Source organism: Pseudomonas sp. OF001, from assembly GCF_904426495.1.
Taxonomy (GTDB): Bacteria; Pseudomonadota; Gammaproteobacteria; order Pseudomonadales; family Pseudomonadaceae; genus Geopseudomonas.
Window position 1 is genome coordinate 321,504 of record NZ_CAJGBM010000001.1, and the last position, 16,630, is coordinate 338,133.

The 16,630-nt window shown below is 68.1% G+C and carries 19 protein-coding genes; 13 read left to right on the top strand and 6 right to left on the bottom strand.

Translation table 11 applies throughout. From position 1 onward, the window contains the following. Nucleotides 1–40 precede the first annotated feature (40 nt). From lptB to RA210_RS01445, 5 genes are read right to left on the bottom strand one after another with little or no spacing between them, the layout of a single operon-like run. Nucleotides 41–766, bottom strand: coding sequence for an LPS export ABC transporter ATP-binding protein (gene lptB, locus RA210_RS01425; RefSeq protein WP_136488263.1), 726 nt, complete (start codon nt 764–766; stop codon nt 41–43). Further along, complete coding sequence (gene lptA, locus RA210_RS01430; protein WP_136488262.1) at nt 763–1,308, bottom strand: lipopolysaccharide transport periplasmic protein LptA; 546 nt, start codon at nt 1,306–1,308, stop codon at nt 763–765. The genes lptB and lptA overlap by 4 nt, the downstream gene beginning before the upstream one ends. Continuing rightward, on the bottom strand, nt 1,295–1,864 hold the full coding sequence (lptC, locus tag RA210_RS01435) for an LPS export ABC transporter periplasmic protein LptC (protein ID WP_136488261.1): 570 nt from the start codon (nt 1,862–1,864) through the stop codon (nt 1,295–1,297). Before lptC ends, lptA begins: the two co-directional genes overlap by 14 nt. A gap of 10 nt (nt 1,865–1,874) precedes the next feature. Continuing rightward, nucleotides 1,875–2,399, bottom strand: a complete 525-nt coding sequence (locus RA210_RS01440; protein WP_136488260.1) for a KdsC family phosphatase — start codon at nt 2,397–2,399, stop codon at nt 1,875–1,877. Continuing rightward, a complete protein-coding gene (locus tag RA210_RS01445; protein WP_201485158.1) occupies nt 2,399–3,373 on the bottom strand; it encodes a KpsF/GutQ family sugar-phosphate isomerase in 975 nt (324 codons plus the stop codon). Before RA210_RS01445 ends, RA210_RS01440 begins: the two co-directional genes overlap by 1 nt. A gap of 205 nt (nt 3,374–3,578) precedes the next feature. Here RA210_RS01445 and RA210_RS01450 point away from each other — a divergent pair, with 205 nt between their 5' ends. From RA210_RS01450 to hisC, 10 genes are all read left to right on the top strand, one after another. Continuing rightward, on the top strand, nt 3,579–4,388 hold the full coding sequence (locus RA210_RS01450; protein WP_136488258.1) for an ATP-binding cassette domain-containing protein: 810 nt from the start codon (nt 3,579–3,581) through the stop codon (nt 4,386–4,388). Continuing rightward, the gene (gene mlaE, locus RA210_RS01455; protein WP_201485159.1) at nt 4,388–5,185 is read left to right on the top strand and encodes a lipid asymmetry maintenance ABC transporter permease subunit MlaE; all 798 of its coding nucleotides are present in this window, start codon (nt 4,388–4,390) and stop codon (nt 5,183–5,185) included. The genes RA210_RS01450 and mlaE overlap by 1 nt, the downstream gene beginning before the upstream one ends. After that, the gene (gene mlaD, locus RA210_RS01460; RefSeq protein WP_201485160.1) at nt 5,185–5,658 is read left to right on the top strand and encodes an outer membrane lipid asymmetry maintenance protein MlaD; all 474 of its coding nucleotides are present in this window, start codon (nt 5,185–5,187) and stop codon (nt 5,656–5,658) included. Before mlaE ends, mlaD begins: the two co-directional genes overlap by 1 nt. A gap of 12 nt (nt 5,659–5,670) precedes the next feature. Further along, on the top strand, nt 5,671–6,315 hold the full coding sequence (locus tag RA210_RS01465; protein ID WP_201485161.1) for an MlaC/ttg2D family ABC transporter substrate-binding protein: 645 nt from the start codon (nt 5,671–5,673) through the stop codon (nt 6,313–6,315). Beyond that, nucleotides 6,312–6,620, top strand: a complete 309-nt coding sequence (locus RA210_RS01470; RefSeq protein WP_256658931.1) for an STAS domain-containing protein — start codon at nt 6,312–6,314, stop codon at nt 6,618–6,620. The genes RA210_RS01465 and RA210_RS01470 overlap by 4 nt, the downstream gene beginning before the upstream one ends. An 83-nt stretch (nt 6,621–6,703) precedes the next feature. Beyond that, on the top strand, nt 6,704–6,943 hold the full coding sequence (locus RA210_RS01475; RefSeq protein ID WP_136488254.1) for a BolA family protein: 240 nt from the start codon (nt 6,704–6,706) through the stop codon (nt 6,941–6,943). A 21-nt stretch (nt 6,944–6,964) separates the two neighbouring features. Continuing rightward, the gene (gene murA, locus RA210_RS01480; RefSeq protein ID WP_136488253.1) at nt 6,965–8,230 is read left to right on the top strand and encodes a UDP-N-acetylglucosamine 1-carboxyvinyltransferase; all 1,266 of its coding nucleotides are present in this window, start codon (nt 6,965–6,967) and stop codon (nt 8,228–8,230) included. Nucleotides 8,231–8,239: 9 nt separating this feature from the next. Continuing rightward, nucleotides 8,240–8,875 carry an ATP phosphoribosyltransferase gene (hisG, locus tag RA210_RS01485; RefSeq protein WP_136488252.1) on the top strand — a complete coding sequence of 212 codons (636 nt, stop codon included), beginning with the start codon at nt 8,240–8,242 and terminating at the stop codon, nt 8,873–8,875. 160 nt (nt 8,876–9,035) lie between these two features. Then, nucleotides 9,036–10,343 carry a histidinol dehydrogenase gene (gene hisD / locus RA210_RS01490; protein WP_201485162.1) on the top strand — a complete coding sequence of 436 codons (1,308 nt, stop codon included), beginning with the start codon at nt 9,036–9,038 and terminating at the stop codon, nt 10,341–10,343. A gap of 112 nt (nt 10,344–10,455) precedes the next feature. After that, entirely contained in the window at nt 10,456–11,514 is a 1,059-nt protein-coding gene (gene hisC / locus RA210_RS01495) for a histidinol-phosphate transaminase (protein ID WP_136488250.1), read from the top strand. Between the two features lie 56 nt (nt 11,515–11,570). Here hisC and algW read toward each other — a convergent pair whose 3' ends face one another. Then, nucleotides 11,571–12,710, bottom strand: coding sequence for a Do family serine endopeptidase AlgW (gene algW, locus RA210_RS01500; protein WP_201485163.1), 1,140 nt, complete (start codon nt 12,708–12,710; stop codon nt 11,571–11,573). 106 nt (nt 12,711–12,816) lie between these two features. Here algW and RA210_RS01505 point away from each other — a divergent pair, with 106 nt between their 5' ends. From RA210_RS01505 to cysN, 3 genes are all read left to right on the top strand, one after another. Continuing rightward, on the top strand, nt 12,817–13,575 hold the full coding sequence (locus RA210_RS01505) for a Nif3-like dinuclear metal center hexameric protein (RefSeq protein ID WP_201485164.1): 759 nt from the start codon (nt 12,817–12,819) through the stop codon (nt 13,573–13,575). Between the two features lie 128 nt (nt 13,576–13,703). Beyond that, nucleotides 13,704–14,621 (top strand): sulfate adenylyltransferase subunit CysD, encoded by a 918-nt coding sequence (cysD, locus tag RA210_RS01510; RefSeq protein WP_201485165.1) that lies wholly within the window; start codon nt 13,704–13,706, stop codon nt 14,619–14,621. Between the two features lie 12 nt (nt 14,622–14,633). Continuing rightward, nucleotides 14,634–16,535, top strand: a complete 1,902-nt coding sequence (gene cysN / locus RA210_RS01515; protein ID WP_201485166.1) for a sulfate adenylyltransferase subunit CysN — start codon at nt 14,634–14,636, stop codon at nt 16,533–16,535. The last annotated feature ends 95 nt before the right edge of the window (nt 16,536–16,630 follow it).

Sequence of the window (16,630 nt, forward strand, 5' to 3'; positions counted from 1 at the left end):
CGGCAGAGGGCGGGCGCGGGCGGGGTGCGTTGCCGGCGGCCTACAGGCGGAACTCGTGGCCCAGGTAGACGTCCTTGACCAGTTGGTTGGCGAGGATGCTCTCGGCGTCGCCTTCGGCGATCAGTTGGCCGGCATTGACGATGTAGGCGGTCTCGCAGATGTCCAGGGTCTCGCGCACGTTGTGGTCGGTGATCAGCACGCCGATGCCGCGTTCCTTGAGGTGGTGGATGATCTGCTTGATGTCGCCCACCGAGATCGGGTCGACCCCGGCGAAGGGTTCGTCGAGGAGGATGAACTTGGGATCGCTGGCCAGGGCGCGGGCGATCTCCACCCGGCGGCGTTCGCCGCCGGACAGGCTCATGCCCAGGCTGTCGCGGATGTGGCTGATGTGGAACTCCTGCAGCAGGCTTTCCAGCGCCTCGCGCCGTGCGGCGCGGTCGAGGTCCTTGCGCGTCTCGAGGATGGCCATGATGTTGTCGGCCACCGTCAGCTTGCGGAAGATCGACGCCTCCTGCGGCAGGTAGCCGATGCCGGCGCGGGCGCGGCCGTGCATCGGCAGGTGGGTGACGTCCTGCTCGTCGATCAGCACGCGGCCCTGGTCGGCATGCACCAGGCCGACGATCATGTAGAAGCAGGTGGTCTTGCCGGCGCCGTTGGGTCCGAGCAGGCCGACGATCTGCCCGCTGTCGATCGACAGGCTGACGTCGCGCACCACGGCGCGTCCCTTGTAGCTCTTGGCCAGGTGCTGGGCGATCAGGGTGCTCATGGGGTGTTCTGCTCCGGCTCGGCCTTCTTGCGCGGCTGGATGACCATGTCGATGCGCGCGCGCGGCGTGGTCACCTTGCTGCCGGTGGCGCGCCCGGCGTTGACGATCTGGCGCTGGGTGTCGTAGACGATCTTCTCGCCTTCGAAGGTGTTGCCTTCCTGGACCACCTTCGCCTGGTCGATCAGCACGATGCGCTCGTTGGCGGCGAAGTACTGGATGGTCAGGCCGTAGGCCTTGACCAGCGGCTTGTCGGCGGCCGGCTGCTGCTCGTAGTAGGCCGGCTTGCCGGTCGCGGTGAACACCTCGATGTCGCCGCTCTTGTCCTGGGTGATGGTCACGGTGTCGCCGGTGATCTTCAGGCTGCCCTGGGTGATCACCACGCCGCCGCGGTACACGGCGACGCCCTGGGCGTCGTCCAGCTCGGCGCTGTCGGCCTGCACGCGGATCGGCTGGTTGCGGTCGCTCGGCAGGGACCAGGCCGGCGCGCCGGCCAGCAGGATGCCCAGACCGAAGAGGAGGGGAAGGGGGTTAGCGAACCTCATGCTGTCCTCGCACATTGGATTTCAGGAGCATCCGGCTTTCGTTGAGATAGGCCTGCAGGCCGGAGGCGGTGGTCACGCCGTTGGCGGCCTCGATACGCACCGGCTGGGACGTCTCGGCGTACTCCCGCTCGGGAAACACGCTCAGACGGGATGTGGTGAGCAGGATGGGGCGGCCCTTGGCGTCGCTGCGCTCCACGCGCACGCCGTCGAGCAGGTCGACCTGCACGCCGCCGGGCGACACCTCGCCGCGCTCGCTCAGCACGTGCCAGGGGTAGGCGCTGCCGCGGTACAGGCGCAGTTCCGGGCGGGTCAGGCGGGTGACGTCGCTGCTCTGCAGGTGTTCCAGGTGCTCGGCGCTCAGGCGGTAGTGCAGGGCGCCGTCGGCCTGGAACTGCACGCTGCGGGCGTTCTCCGCATAGAAGTCGATGGCGTCCTCGGCTGGCGCGGGGACGCTGCGGGTCATGAAGCTTTCCGGGCGGATGTTCCAGTAGCCGATGGCCGCCAGCAGGGCGGCCAGCAGGGCGAACGGCAGGAAGGTGCGCAGGGTGGGATTCATCGGGGATCCGTCACAGGTAGGCGGCTTGGGCCGCCTCCAGCGTGCCCTGGGCGCGCATGATCAGTTCGCAGAACTCGCGGGCGGCGCCTTCGCCGCCGCGGGCCTGGGTCACCGCCGCCGCATGCTGGCGGACGAAGGCGTCGGCGCTGGCCACCGCCATGCCGAGACCGACCCGGCGTATCACCGGCAGGTCGGGCAGGTCGTCGCCCAGATAGGCGACCTGCTCGTATGAGAGTCCCAGTTCGGCCAGCAGTTCATCGAGTACCACCAGCTTGTCCTCGCGGCCCTGCACCAGGTGCTGGATGCCGAGGTTCTTCGCCCGCCGCTCGACCACCGGAGCGGTACGGCCGCTGATGATCGCGGTGCGCACCCCGGAGTTGATCAGCATCTTGATGCCGTGGCCGTCGAGGGTGTTGAAGGTCTTGAACTCGCCGCCCTCGGGCAGGAAGTACAGCTTGCCGTCGGTCAGCACGCCGTCGACGTCGAAGATCGCCAGGCGGATGGCGCGGGCGCGTTGCAGCAGTTCGTCGTTCATCACATCACTCCGGCGCGCAGCAGGTCGTGCATGTTCAGGGCGCCGACGGCGCGCTGGTCCGCGTCCACCGCCACCAGGGCGCTGATGCGGTTGTCCTCCATGATCTTCAGTGCCTCGGCGGCGAGCATGTCCGGGCGCACGGTCTTGCCGCCGGCGGTCATCAGTTCGTCGATCGACGCCTGGCGCACGTCGACGCCGCGGTCCAGGGCGCGGCGCAGATCGCCGTCGGTGAAGATCCCGGCCAGGCGGCCGTCGGGCTCGGTGATCACCGTCATGCCCAGGCCCTTGCGGGTCATCTCCAGCAGTGCCTCGCGCAGCGGCGTGCCGCGCGGCACGCAGGGCAGGCGCTCGCCGTCGTGCATGATGTTCTCCACCTTGAGCAGCAGGCGGCGGCCCAGGGCGCCACCCGGATGGGAGAAGGCGAAGTCCTCGGCGGTGAAGCCGCGCGCTTCCAGCAGGGCGATGGCCAGGGCGTCGCCGAGCACCAGCGAGACGGTGGTCGAGGAGGTCGGCGCCAGGTTCAGCGGGCAGGCCTCCTGGGCCACGCCGGCATCCAGGTTGACCGCCGCGGCCTGGGCCAGCGGCGAGTCGGGGTTGCCGGTCATGCTGATCAGGGTGATGCCCAGGCGCTTGATCAGCGGCAGCAGGGTGACGATCTCGGCGGTGCTGCCCGAGTTGGACAGCGCCAGCACCACGTCGTCGCGGGTGATCATGCCCATGTCGCCGTGGCTGGCCTCGGCGGGGTGGACGAAGAAGGCGGTGGTGCCGGTGCTGGCCAGGGTCGCGGCGATCTTGCGGCCGATGTGGCCGGACTTGCCCATGCCGACCACCACTACGCGGCCCTTGCAGGCCAGCAGCAGTTCGCAGGCGCGCACGAAATCGCCGTTGATCCGCGCAAGCAGGTCGTTCACGGCGTCCAGCTCCATACGGATGGTGCGCTGGGCGGATTGGATGAAGGACGGCGTCTGGGGCATGGGCGCAGGCACGGTTGGCTGATCAAGCGGACGATTATACCGACAAACCGGCGACCGCTCATCATCTGCCGTTGCCTCGGCGGCGCGGTGCTTGGGCGCGTCCGGCCGGCGGTGTATAGTGCGCGCCTATTCGGCCAGCGGCTGCCGGATGTCCCTGCCTAGGGTTCGGGCGTCTGCACGGAAGGCCGGCACGCAAGGAGTTCCGATGACTAGCGACAACGCGTATGCCGTCGAGCTGAAGGGGGTGACCTTCAGGCGCGGCACGCGCACCATCTTCGATAATGTGAACCTGAGCATCCCGCGCGGCAAGGTCACCGGCATCATGGGCCCCTCCGGCTGCGGCAAGACCACCCTGCTGCGCCTGATCGGCGCCCAGCTGCGCCCGGCCAGCGGCCAGGTGATCGTCAACGGCCACAATCTGCCGCAGCTGTCGCGCCGCGAACTGTTCGACATGCGCAAGCAGATGGGCGTGCTGTTCCAGAGCGGCGCGCTGTTCACCGATCTCGACGTGTTCGAGAACGTCGCCTTCCCGCTGCGCGTGCACACCCGCCTCCCCGAGGAGATGATCCGCGACATCGTGCTGATGAAGCTGCAGGCGGTCGGCCTGCGCGGCGCCATCGAACTGATGCCCGACGAGCTGTCCGGCGGCATGAAGCGCCGCGTGGCGCTGGCGCGGGCGATCGCCCTGGACCCGCAGATCCTCATGTACGACGAGCCCTTCGTCGGCCAGGATCCCATCGCCATGGGGGTGCTGGTGCGCCTGATCCGCCAGCTCAACGATGCCCTCGGTCTGACCAGCATCGTGGTGTCCCACGACCTGGCCGAGACCGCCAGCATCGCCGACTACCTGTACGTGGTCGGCGACAGTCAGGTGCTCGGCCAGGGCACTCCAGCCGAACTCATGGAGTCCGATAACCCGCGCATCCGCCAGTTCATGCAGGGCATCGCCGACGGGCCGGTACCCTTCCACTATCCCGCGGCCGACTACCGCCGCGACCTGCTGGGAGAGCCCTGATGCGCAGGACTCCGTTGATCGAGCGCGTGCGCCTGCTCGGTCGCTCCGGCCTCGACGTGCTCGAGGCCCTCGGCCGTTCGACCCTGTTCCTCGGCCATGCCCTGTTCGGCCGCAACGGCGCCGGCAGTTTCCTGCAACTGCTGGTCAAGCAGCTGTATGCGGTCGGCGTGCTGTCGCTGGCGATCATCATCGTCTCCGGCATCTTCATCGGCATGGTGCTGGCCCTGCAGGGCTACAACATCCTGGTGGACTTCGCCTCCGAGGAGGCGGTCGGCCAGATGGTCGCCCTGACCCTGCTGCGCGAGCTGGGCCCGGTGGTCACCGCGCTGCTGTTCGCCGGGCGTGCCGGCTCGGCGCTGACCGCCGAGATCGGCAACATGAAGTCCACCGAGCAGCTGTCCAGCCTGGAGATGATCGGCGTCGACCCGCTCAAGTACATCATCGCCCCGCGCCTGTGGGCCGGCTTCATCTCCATGCCGCTGCTCTCGGCGATCTTCACCGTGGTCGGCATCTGGGGTGGGGCGATGGTCGCGGTGGACTGGCTCGGCGTCTACGAGGGCTCCTACTGGGGCAACATGCAGCGCAGCGTGGAGTTCCAGGGCGACGTGCTCAACGGCGTGATCAAGAGCCTGGTGTTCGCCGTGGTGGTGACCTGGATCGCGGTGTTCCAGGGCTACGACTGCGAGCCGACCTCCGAGGGCATCAGTCGCGCCACCACCCGCACCGTGGTCTACGCCTCGCTGGCCGTGCTCGGCCTCGACTTCATCCTTACCGCTCTGATGTTTGGAGACTTCTGATGCAATCCCGCTCCCTGGAAATCGGCGTCGGCCTGTTCCTCCTCGCCGGCCTGCTGGCCCTGCTGCTGCTGGCCCTGCGCGTCAGCGGTCTGACCATCGGCTCGGCGCAGGACACCTACCGCGTCTACGCCTACTTCGACAACACCGCCGGGGTCAGCCCGCGCGCCAAGGTGACCATGGCCGGGGTGACCATCGGCAAGGTGGTGGCCGTCGATCTCGACCACGACAGCTTCATGGGGCGTGTGACCATGGAACTCGACGGGCGCGTCAACAATCTACCTACCGATTCCACCGCGTCGATCCTCACCGCCGGGCTGCTCGGCGAGAAGTACATCGGCATCAGCATCGGTGGCGAGGAGCAGGTGCTGGTCGACGGCGGGGTGATCCGCGATACCCAGTCGGCCCTGGTGCTGGAGGATCTGATCGGCAAGTTCCTGCTCAACTCCGTCAACAAAGAACCCGCCAAGCAATAAAGGACATCCGTCATGCTCAAGATCCTGCGACGCAGCCTGCTGGTGCTGCTGGCCTGCCTGCCCTTCGCCGGCCATGCCGCCGCCACTCCGCAACAGGTGGTGCAGGCCACCACGGACAAGGTGCTGGGCGAGCTGAACAGCAAGCGCGAGCAGTTCAAGCAGGACCCGGAGGCCTTCTACCAGGCCCTCGACGGCATTCTCGGTCCGGTGGTCGACTTCGACGGCTTCGCCCGCGGGGTGATGACCGTGCGCTACAGCCGCCAGGCCTCGCCGCAGCAGATGCAGGCCTTCGTCGACAACTTCAAGCGCAGCCTGGTGAAGTTCTACGGCGGCGCCCTGCTCGAGTACGACAACCAGGAGATCCGCATGCTGCCGGCGGTGGCGTCCCGCGAGCCGGGGCGCGCCTCGGTGAACATGGAGGTGGTCGGCCGCACGGGCGCCATCTACCCGGTGACCTACACCCTGGAGCAGAAGGACGGTGCCTGGAAGGTGCGCAACGTGATCATCAACGGCATCAACATCGGCAAGCTGTTCCGCGACCAGTTCGCCGAGTCGATGCGCAGCAACGGCAACGATCTGGACAAGGTCATCTCCACCTGGGGCGACGCCGTGGCGCGCGCCCAGGAGTCCGTCAACGTCAAGGGCGACCAGCAGTGAGTCCGGGCGCGCTGCGGGCGGTGCCGCCGGACGGGCTGGCCCTGGACGGCGTGATCGACATGCACGTGGGCAGCGAGCTGCGCGCCGCCGGCCGCCGCCTGCTGGCCGACAGCCCGGCCGGCCGCGTCTGGATCGACTGTGCCGGCATCACCCACAGCAGCAGCGTCGGCCTCTCGCTGCTGCTGTGCCTGCTGCGCGATGCCCGGGCGACCGGCAAGACCCTGCAGATCCGCAACCTGCCCGAGGACATGCGGCAGATCGCCGAGGTCTACGGGGTGCTCGAGCTGCTGCCGCTCGCCGGCTGAGCGGGCGGGCGCAGGGTTCGCAGGCCAAGGGCTTTTTTGTATGATGGCCGGCTCCCATGCCGGTCCCCAAGCGAGGTTGAGTTATGCAGGCCGAAGACGTCAAACGCCATCTTGAAGAAAACCTGCCCGGCACCACCGTGGTGGTCGAAGGCCAGGGCTGCGACTTCCAGCTGAACCTGATCAGCGACGAGCTGGCCGGCCTCAGCCCGGTCAAGCGCCAGCAGCAGGTCTACGCCCACCTCAACGACTGGATCGCCAATGGCAGCATCCACGCCGTGACCATGAAATTCTTCTCCCAGGCCGCCTGGGCCGAGCGCGCCTGAGCGCCCCGCCCGAGATACCCCATGGACAAACTGATCATTACCGGTGGTGCCCCGCTCGACGGGGAGATCCGCATCTCCGGCGCGAAGAACTCGGCCCTGCCGATCCTCGCCGCCACCCTGCTGGCCGACGAGCCGGTCACCGTGCGCAACCTGCCGCACCTGCACGACATCACCACCATGATCGAGCTGTTCGGTCGCATGGGCGTGCAGCCGGTGATCAACGAGAAGCTCGACGTCGAGGTCGACGCCACCACCATCAAGACCCTGGTGGCGCCCTACGAGCTGGTCAAGACCATGCGCGCCTCGATCCTGGTGCTCGGCCCGATGGTCGCCCGCTTCGGCCAGGCCGAGGTGGCCCTGCCCGGCGGCTGCGCCATCGGCACCCGTCCGGTCGACCTGCACATCCGCGGCCTCGAGGCCATGGGTGCGGTCATCGACGTCGAGGGCGGCTACATCAAGGCCCGCGCTCCCGAGGGCGGCCTGCGCGGCGCGCACTTCTGCTTCGACACCGTCAGCGTCACCGGCACCGAGAACATCCTGATGGCCGCCACCCTGGCCAACGGCCGCAGCGTGCTCGAGAACGCCGCGCGCGAGCCTGAGGTGGTCGATCTGGCCAACATGCTGATCGCCATGGGCGCGAAGATCCAGGGTGCCGGCACCTCGACCATCACCGTCGACGGCGTCGAGCGCCTGGGCGGCGCCAGCTACGCGGTGATGCCCGACCGCATCGAGACCGGCACCTTCCTGGTGGCGGCCGCCGCCAGCCGCGGCCGGGTCAAGCTCAAGGACACCGATCCGACCATCCTCGAGGCCGTGCTGCTCAAGCTGCAGGAAGCCGGCGCCGAGATCACCACCGGCGACGACTGGATCGAGCTGGACATGAAGGGCAAGCGGCCGAAGGCGGTCAACATCCGCACCGCGCCCTACCCGGCGTTCCCCACCGACATGCAGGCGCAGTTCATCGCCATGAATGCGGTGGCCGAGGGCACCGGCACGGTGATCGAGACCATCTTCGAGAACCGCTTCATGCACGTGCTGGAGATGCAGCGCATGGGGGCGCAGATCCAGATCGAGGGCAACACCGCCATCGTCACCGGCGTGCCGCGCCTGAAGGCCGCACCGGTGATGGCCACCGACCTGCGCGCCTCGGCCAGCCTGGTGATCGCCGCCCTGGTCGCCGATGGCGATACCCTGATCGACCGCATCTACCACATCGACCGCGGCTACGAGTGCATCGAGGAGAAGCTGCAGCTCCTCGGCGCCAAGATCCGTCGCGTGCCGGGCTAGGGGCAAGTCATGCTGACCATCGCGCTGTCCAAGGGCCGCATCCTCGACGACACCCTGCCGCTGCTCGCCGCGGCCGGCATAGTGCCGACCGAGAATCCGGACAAGAGCCGCAAGCTGATCATCCCGACCACCCAGGAAGACGTGCGCCTGCTGATCGTGCGCGCCACCGACGTGCCGACCTACGTCGAGCACGGCGCCGCCGATCTCGGCGTGGCCGGCAAGGACGTGCTGCTCGAGTACGGCGGCCAGGGCCTCTACGAGCCGCTGGATCTGCAGATCGCCCGCTGCAAGCTGATGACCGCCGGCAAGGTCGGCGCGCCGGAGCCTTCCGGGCGCCTGCGCGTGGCCACCAAGTTCGTCAACGTGGCCAAGCGCTACTACGCCGAGCAGGGCCGTCAGGTCGACATCATCAAGCTCTACGGCTCCATGGAGCTGGCGCCGCTGGTGGGCCTGGCCGACAAGATCATCGACGTGGTCGACACCGGCAACACCCTGCGTGCCAACGGTCTGGAGCCCCAGGAGCTGATCTGCCACGTGACCTCGCGGCTGGTGGTCAACAAGGCGTCGATGAAGATGCAGCATGCGCGCATCCAGGCGCTGATCGATACCCTGCGCCAGGCCGTGGCTGCCCGCCAGAGCGCCTGATGCGGGCGCAGGAGGCCGGTTGCGACTGTCGGTCTCCTGCGCAAGTCCTGCGACCGCCGGTCGCGATCGTCTATCCGCGTCATAGCCACAATTGCCGGGTGCCCGCGCGGAAGGCCTGATAATCTAGCGGCGCCCGAATCTGCCAATCATGAGGCCCGTTATGACCGCACCGTTCGCCATCCGCCGACTCGACGCCGCCGATCCCCAGTTCGCCCGCCACCTGGATCATCTGCTGAGCTGGGAAAGCGTGTCCGACGATGCGGTCAACCAGCGCGTGCTGGAGATCATCAAGGGCGTGCGCGAGCGCGGCGATGCGGCGGTGGTGGAGTTCACCCGGCGCTTCGACGGTGTCGAGGCCACCGCGATGGCCGAACTGATCCTGCCGCGCGAGCGCCTGGAGCTGGCGCTGACCCGCATCAGCGCCGAGCAGCGCGAGGCGCTGGAAAAGGCCGCCGAGCGCGTGCGCCTGTACCACGAGCGGCAGAAGCAGGACTCCTGGACCTACACCGAGGCCGACGGCACCGTGCTCGGCCAGCAGGTCACTCCGCTGGACCGCGCCGGCCTGTACGTGCCAGGCGGCAAGGCCGCCTACCCGTCCTCGGTGCTGATGAACGCCATTCCGGCCAAGGTCGCCGGCGTCGCCGAAGTGGTGATGGTGGTGCCGACCCCGCGCGGCGAACTCAACGAGCTGGTGCTGGCCGCCGCCTGCGTGGCCGGCGTCGACCGCGTGTTCACCATCGGCGGCGCCCAGGCCGTGGCCGCGCTGGCCTACGGCACCGAGAGCGTGCCGCAGGTGGACAAGATCGTTGGCCCGGGCAACATCTACGTGGCCACCGCCAAGCGCCACGTGTTCGGCCAGTGCGGCATCGACATGATCGCCGGTCCCTCGGAGATCCTCGTGGTCTGCGACGGCCAGACCGATCCGGACTGGATCGCCATGGACCTGTTCTCCCAGGCCGAGCACGACGAGGACGCCCAGTCGATCCTGGTCAGCCCGGATGCCGCCTTCCTCGACCGGGTGGCCGAGAGCATCGCCAGGCTGCTGCCGACCATGGAACGCGCCGAGATCATCCGCACCTCGCTGGAAGGCCGCGGCGCGCTGATCCAGGTCGCCGACATGGCGCAGGCCATCGCCGTGGCCAACCGCATCGCTCCCGAGCACCTCGAACTGTCGGTGGCCGACCCGCAGCAGTGGCTGCCGCAGATCCGCCACGCCGGCGCGATCTTCATGGGCCGCTACACCGCGGAAGCGCTGGGCGACTACTGCGCCGGCCCCAACCACGTGCTGCCGACCTCCGGCACCGCGCGCTTCTCCTCGCCGCTGGGGGTCTACGACTTCCAGAAGCGCTCGTCGATCATCTTCTGTTCGGCCGAGGGCGCTTCCGCGCTGGGCAAGACCGCCTCGGTGCTGGCGCGCGGCGAGTCGCTGACCGCCCACGCGCGCAGCGCCGAGTACCGCATCAAGTAAGCCGCAGGGTGGAAAACGGCCGTCGGCCTTTTCCACCCGACGTCACTCGGTGGAAAACGCTGCGCGGTTTTCCACCCTACGCCAAGCAGATCGAATTCGAGGAGAGAAGGGCGTGAGCAAATTCTGGAGCCCCTTCGTCAAGGACCTGGTGCCCTACGTGCCGGGCGAGCAGCCCAAGCTGGCCAGACTGGTCAAGCTCAACACCAACGAGAATCCCTACGGCCCGTCGCCGAAGGTGCTCGAGGCGATCCGCGCCGAGCTGGACGACAGCCTGCGCCTGTACCCCGATCCCAGCGGCGAGCGCCTCAAGCAGGCCGTTGCCGACTACTACGGCGTGCAGCCGGGCCAGGTGTTCCTCGGCAACGGCTCCGACGAGGTGCTGGCCCACGTGTTCCACGGCCTGTTCCAGCACGGCAGGCCGCTGCTGTTCCCCGACGTCACCTACAGCTTCTATCCGGTGTACTGCGGCCTGTACGGCATTCCCTTCGAGGCCGTGCCGCTGGACGGGCGCTTCCGCATCAATGTCGACGACTACGCGCGGCCCAACGGCGGGATCATCTTCCCCAATCCCAACGCGCCGACCGGCTGCCTGCTGCCGCTCGCCGCGATCCGCCGCCTGCTGGAGGCGAACGCCGAGTCGGTGGTGGTGGTCGACGAGGCCTACGTCGACTTCGGCGGCGAGAGCGCGATCAGCCTGGTCGACCAGTATCCCAACCTGCTGGTCACCCAGACCCTGTCCAAGTCGCGCTCGCTGGCCGGCCTGCGCGTCGGCCTGGCGGTCGGTCATCCGGATCTGATCGAGGCGCTGGAGCGGATCAAGAACAGCTTCAACTCCTACCCGCTGGATCGCCTGGCGCTGGCCGGCGCTGTGGCGGCCTTCGAGGACCAGGACTACTTCGAGCAGACCTGCCAGGCGGTGATCGCCAGCCGCGAGCAACTGGTCAGCGAGCTGGAGGGCCTCGGTTTCGAGGTGCTGCCGTCGGCCGCCAACTTCGTGTTCGCCCGCCACCCGCGCCACGATGCCGCCACCCTGGCCGCGGCCCTGCGCGAGCAGGGGGTGATCGTCCGCCACTTCCGGCAGGCGCGCATCGACCAGTTCCTGCGCATCACCATCGGCACCGCCGAGCAGAACATGGCGCTGCAGGAAGCGCTGACGCCGCTGGTGCAGTGAGCGCGGCAGGATGAACGACGACGGCGCCCGCGGGCGCCGTCGTCGTTTCGGGGATCTCAGCTGCTCGCCGGTGGACGCAGGCCGACCTCGGCCTGCAGTTCGTGACGCTCGCCGCCGCGCACCACGCTGATGCGCAGGGTTTCGCCCGGGCGCTTGCGTGCCACCTGGTTCATCGCCCGGCGGCCGTCGCTGGCCGGTTCGCCGTCGATGGCGAGGATCACGTCGCCCGGCTGCAGGCCGGCGCGCAGCGCCGGACTGTCGCGGTAGATGCCGGCGACGATGATGCCGCCCTGGCCCTGCAGGCCGATGGACTCGGCCAGTTCGGCGGTCAGCGGCTGCACCTCGAGGCCCAGCCAGCCGCGGATCACCTGGCCGTGGGCGATGATCGCCTCCATCACTTCCTGGGCCAGCTTGGTGGGGATGGCGAAGCCGATGCCCTGCGAGCCGCCGGAGCGGGAGAAGATCGCCGTGTTGATGCCGATCAGGTTGCCGTGGGCGTCGACCAGCGCGCCGCCGGAGTTGCCCGGGTTGATCGCCGCGTCGGTCTGGATGAAGTCCTCGTAGGTGTTGAGACCTAGCTGGTTGCGTCCGGTGGCGCTGATGATGCCCATGGTCACCGTCTGGCCGACGCCGAACGGGTTGCCGATGGCCAGGGCGACGTCGCCGATGCGGATCTCGTCGGAGCGGCCGAGGGTGATCGCCGGCAGCTCGGCCAGGTCGATCTTGAGTACGGCGAGGTCGGTCTCCGGATCGCTGCCGACCACCCGAGCCAGAGTCTCGCGGCCGTCCTTGAGCGCCACCACGATCTGGTCGGCGCCGGCGACCACATGGTTGTTGGTCAGCAGGTAGCCCTTCGGGCTCATGATCACCGCCGAGCCCAGGCTCGACTCCATGCGCCGCTGGCGCGGCAGGTTGTCGCCGAAGAAGCGGCGGAACTGCGGGTCGTCAAACAGCGGATGGCTGGGCTTGTCGACCACCTTGGTGGTGTACAGGTTGGCCACCGCCGGTGCGGCCAGCTCCACGGCATCGCTGTAGGACACCGGGCCGAGTGCCGGCAGGCCGATGGCCGGCGCCTGGCGCAGCTCGAGATCCTGGCGGTCGCGGCCGACCCACTGCGGGAACAGCTGGATCAGCAGCAGGGCCAGCAGCAGGCCGGCGATCACCGGCCAGCCGAGAAAGCGCAGCGCCTTGTACATCGGGGAATCCTTGGGGTTGCGGGGGCCGGGGGCGGCCATTAAGGTGGCCGGCATTATACGAGGCCGGCGCGCCAGGCGCAGTCGCCAACTGTTACGGAGCATCACTATGGCCATTGCCCTCAATACCCTGGTCGCCGAGATCGACCGCCATCTGGATGCCGCGCGCATCAGCGACTACTGCCCCAACGGCCTGCAGGTCGAGGGGCGGGCCGAGGTGCGCCGCATCGTCAGCGGGGTGACCGCCAGCCAGGCCTTGCTGGATGCGGCGGTGGCGTGGGGCGCCGACCTGGTGCTGGTGCACCACGGCTACTTCTGGAAGAGCGAGAATCCCTGCGTGGTCGGCATGAAGCAGCGCCGCCTGAAGACCCTGCTGAGCCACGACATCAGCCTGCTCGCCTACCACCTGCCGCTGGACCTGCATCCCGAGCTGGGCAACAACGTGCAGCTCGCCCGCCGTCTCGGCCTGAGCGTCGAGGGGCCGCTGGAGCCGGGCAATCCGCGCTCGGTGGGGCTGCTCGGCAGCCTGGCCGAGCCGCTGGCGCCCGCCGAGTTCGCCGCCCGTGTCGCGCAGGCGCTGGGCCGCGAGCCGCTGCTGGTCGCCGGCACGCGGCCGATCCGCCGGGTCGGCTGGTGCACCGGCGCGGCGCAGGGCTACATCGAGCAGGCGATCGCCGCCGGCGTGGATGCCTACCTGACCGGCGAGGTGTCCGAGTCGACCGTGCACAGTGCGCGGGAGAACGGCATCAGCTTCCTCGCCGCCGGTCATCACGCCACCGAGCGCTACGGCGTGCAGGCGCTGGGCGAGTGGATCGCCAGTCGTTTCGGCGTCGAGCACCGTTTCGTCGACTGCGACAACCCGGTCTGACCGGCAACGGTTGGGCATATTTATAGAATGATTGGGTCTATGCTGGCGCCTTATTAGAAGCGGGACAGCATGGTATCGTGCGCCAACGTCCGCGGCCCGTAGGCCGCTCTTGTCCTTTGTGAGTAGCCATGGTCGACAAACTGACGCATCTGAAACAGCTGGAGGCGGAAAGCATCCACATCATCCGCGAGGTGGCCGCCGAGTTCGACAACCCGGTGATGCTGTACTCGATCGGCAAGGATTCCGCCGTGATGCTGCATCTGGCGCGCAAGGCGTTCTTCCCCGGCAAGCTGCCGTTCCCGGTGATGCACGTCGACACCCAGTGGAAGTTCCGGGAGATGTATGCCTTCCGCGACAAGATGGTTGCGGAGATGGGCCTGGACCTGATCACCCACGTCAACCCGGAAGGCGTGGCGCAGGGCATCAACCCGTTCACCCACGGCAGCGCCAAGCACACCGACATCATGAAGACCGAGGGTCTCAAGCAGGCGCTCGACAAGTACGGCTTCGACGCCGCCTTCGGCGGTGCGCGCCGCGACGAGGAGAAGTCGCGCGCCAAGGAGCGCGTCTACTCGTTCCGCGACAGCAAGCACCGTTGGGACCCGAAGAACCAGCGTCCCGAGCTGTGGAACGTCTACAACGGCAAGGTCAAGAAGGGCGAGTCGATCCGCGTGTTCCCGCTGTCCAACTGGACCGAGCTGGACATCTGGCAGTACATCTACCTGGAAGGCATCCCGATCGTGCCGCTGTACTTCGCCGCCGAGCGCGAGGTGATCGAGAAGAACGGCACCCTGATCATGATCGACGACGAGCGCATCCTCGAGCATCTCAGCGATGAGGAGAAGGCGCGCATCCAGAAGAAGATGGTGCGCTTCCGTACCCTCGGCTGCTACCCGCTGACCGGCGCCGTGGAGTCCACCGCCGCCACCCTGCCCGAGATCATCCAGGAAATGCTCCTGACCCGCACTTCCGAACGCCAGGGCCGCGTCATCGACCACGATGGCGCCGGCTCCATGGAAGAAAAGAAACGTCAGGGCTACTTCTAAGGTTTCCGCATCATGTCGCACCAATCCGAACTGATCAGCGAGGACATCCTCGCCTACCTGGCCCAGCACGAGCGCAAGGAACTGCTGCGTTTCCTGACCTGCGGCAACGTCGACGACGGCAAGAGCACCCTGATCGGCCGCCTGCTGCACGACTCCAAGATGATCTACGAGGACCATCTCGAGGCGATCACCCGCGACTCCAAGAAGGTCGGCACCACCGGCGACGAGGTCGACCTGGCGCTGCTGGTCGACGGCCTGCAGGCCGAGCGCGAGCAGGGCATCACCATCGACGTGGCCTACCGCTACTTCTCCACCGCCAAGCGCAAGTTCATCATCGCCGACACCCCGGGGCATGAGCAGTACACCCGCAACATGGCCACCGGCGCCTCGACCTGCGACCTGGCGATCATCCTGATCGACGCCCGCTACGGCGTGCAGACCCAGACCCGCCGGCACAGCTTCATCGCCTCCCTGCTGGGCATCAGGCATATCGTGGTCGCCGTCAACAAGATGGACCTGATGGACTTCGACCAGGGCGTGTTCGAGGCGATCAAGGCCGACTACCTGCAGTTCGCCGAGCGCATCAACCTCAAGCCCAGCTCGTTGCACTTCGTGCCGATGTCGGCGCTCAAGGGCGAGAACGTGGTCAACAAGAGCGAGCGCGCGCCCTGGTACCAGGGGCCGACGCTGATGGAGATCCTCGAGACCGTCGAGATCGCCGCCGACCGCAACCTGACCGACATGCGCTTCCCGGTGCAGTACGTCAACCGGCCGAACCTGAACTTCCGTGGCTTCGCCGGCACTCTGGCCAGCGGCATCGTGCACAAGGGCGACGAGGTCGCCGTGCTGCCGTCGGGCAAGACCAGCAAGGTCAAGTCCATCGTCACCTTCGACGGTGAGCTGGAGCAGGCGATCCCCGGCCAGGCGGTGACCCTGACCCTGGAAGACGAGATCGACGTGTCGCGCGGCGACATGCTGGTGCACGCCGACAACCGCCCGCAGGTCACCGACAGCTTCGACGCCATGCTGGTGTGGATGGCCGAGGAGCCGATGCTGCCGGGCAAGAAGTACGACATCAAGCGCGCCACCAGCTACGTGCCGGGCAACATCGCCGCCATCGAGCACCGCGTCGATGTCAACAGCCTCGAGCAGCTGCCGGCCAGCGAGCTGAAGCTCAACGAGATCGGCAAGGTGCGCGTCAGCCTGGATGCGCCCATCGCCCTCGACGGCTACGCGCACAACCGCACCACCGGCGCGTTCATCGTCATCGACCGCCTGACCAACGGCACCGTCGGCGCCGGCATGATCATCGCCGAGCCGCTGGCCGGGCAGAACACCGTCGGCCACCACGGCCGCCTGGCCCACGTCAGCGCCGAGGAGCGTGCCGCGCGCTTCGGCCAGCTGCCGGCCACCGTGCTGTTCTCCGGCCTCTCCGGCGCCGGCAAGAGCACCCTGGCCTACGCCGTCGAGCGCAAGCTGTTCGACAGCGGCCGCGCGGTCTACGTGCTGGACGGCCAGAGCCTGCGCCACGACCTCAACAAGGGCCTGCCGCTGGATCGTGCCGGCCGCGCCGAGAACTGGCGCCGCGCCGCCCAGGTGGCCCGGCAGTTCAACGAGGCGGGCCTGTTGACCCTGGCGGCCTTCGTCGCCCCGGACGCCGAGGGCCGCGAGCAGGCCCGGGCCATCGTCGGTGCCGAGCGTTTGATCACCGTCTACGTGCAGGCTTCGCCGCAGGCCTGCCGCGAGCGCGATCCGCAGGGGCTGTACGCCGCCGGCGAGGACAACATCCCCGGCGAGTCGTTCGCCTACGACGTGCCGCTGGATGCCGACCTGGTGATCGACACCCAGTCCACTCCGGTGGAGGAGGGGGTCAGGCAGGTGCTGGCGCTGCTGCGTTCGCGCGGCGCGATCTGATCCCGGCAGACTGAAACAGCAAGGCCCCGGCAACTGCCGGGGCCTTGCTGTTTTCGGCAGGCAAAAAGAAGCCCCGCCTGGGCGGGGCTGCTCGT

Coding starts and splice junctions, on each gene's coding strand:
- lptB (WP_136488263.1), bottom strand. CDS start 766: ATGAGCACCCTGATCGCCCAGCACCTGGCCAAGAGCTACAAGGGACGC.
- lptA (WP_136488262.1), bottom strand. CDS start 1,308: ATGAGGTTCGCTAACCCCCTTCCCCTCCTCTTCGGTCTGGGCATCCTG.
- lptC (WP_136488261.1), bottom strand. CDS start 1,864: ATGAATCCCACCCTGCGCACCTTCCTGCCGTTCGCCCTGCTGGCCGCC.
- RA210_RS01440 (WP_136488260.1), bottom strand. CDS start 2,399: ATGAACGACGAACTGCTGCAACGCGCCCGCGCCATCCGCCTGGCGATC.
- RA210_RS01445 (WP_201485158.1), bottom strand. CDS start 3,373: ATGCCCCAGACGCCGTCCTTCATCCAATCCGCCCAGCGCACCATCCGT.
- RA210_RS01450 (WP_136488258.1), top strand. CDS start 3,579: ATGACTAGCGACAACGCGTATGCCGTCGAGCTGAAGGGGGTGACCTTC.
- mlaE (WP_201485159.1), top strand. CDS start 4,388: ATGCGCAGGACTCCGTTGATCGAGCGCGTGCGCCTGCTCGGTCGCTCC.
- mlaD (WP_201485160.1), top strand. CDS start 5,185: ATGCAATCCCGCTCCCTGGAAATCGGCGTCGGCCTGTTCCTCCTCGCC.
- RA210_RS01465 (WP_201485161.1), top strand. CDS start 5,671: ATGCTCAAGATCCTGCGACGCAGCCTGCTGGTGCTGCTGGCCTGCCTG.
- RA210_RS01475 (WP_136488254.1), top strand. CDS start 6,704: ATGCAGGCCGAAGACGTCAAACGCCATCTTGAAGAAAACCTGCCCGGC.
- murA (WP_136488253.1), top strand. CDS start 6,965: ATGGACAAACTGATCATTACCGGTGGTGCCCCGCTCGACGGGGAGATC.
- hisG (WP_136488252.1), top strand. CDS start 8,240: ATGCTGACCATCGCGCTGTCCAAGGGCCGCATCCTCGACGACACCCTG.
- hisD (WP_201485162.1), top strand. CDS start 9,036: ATGACCGCACCGTTCGCCATCCGCCGACTCGACGCCGCCGATCCCCAG.
- algW (WP_201485163.1), bottom strand. CDS start 12,710: ATGTACAAGGCGCTGCGCTTTCTCGGCTGGCCGGTGATCGCCGGCCTG.
- RA210_RS01505 (WP_201485164.1), top strand. CDS start 12,817: ATGGCCATTGCCCTCAATACCCTGGTCGCCGAGATCGACCGCCATCTG.
- cysD (WP_201485165.1), top strand. CDS start 13,704: ATGGTCGACAAACTGACGCATCTGAAACAGCTGGAGGCGGAAAGCATC.
- cysN (WP_201485166.1), top strand. CDS start 14,634: ATGTCGCACCAATCCGAACTGATCAGCGAGGACATCCTCGCCTACCTG.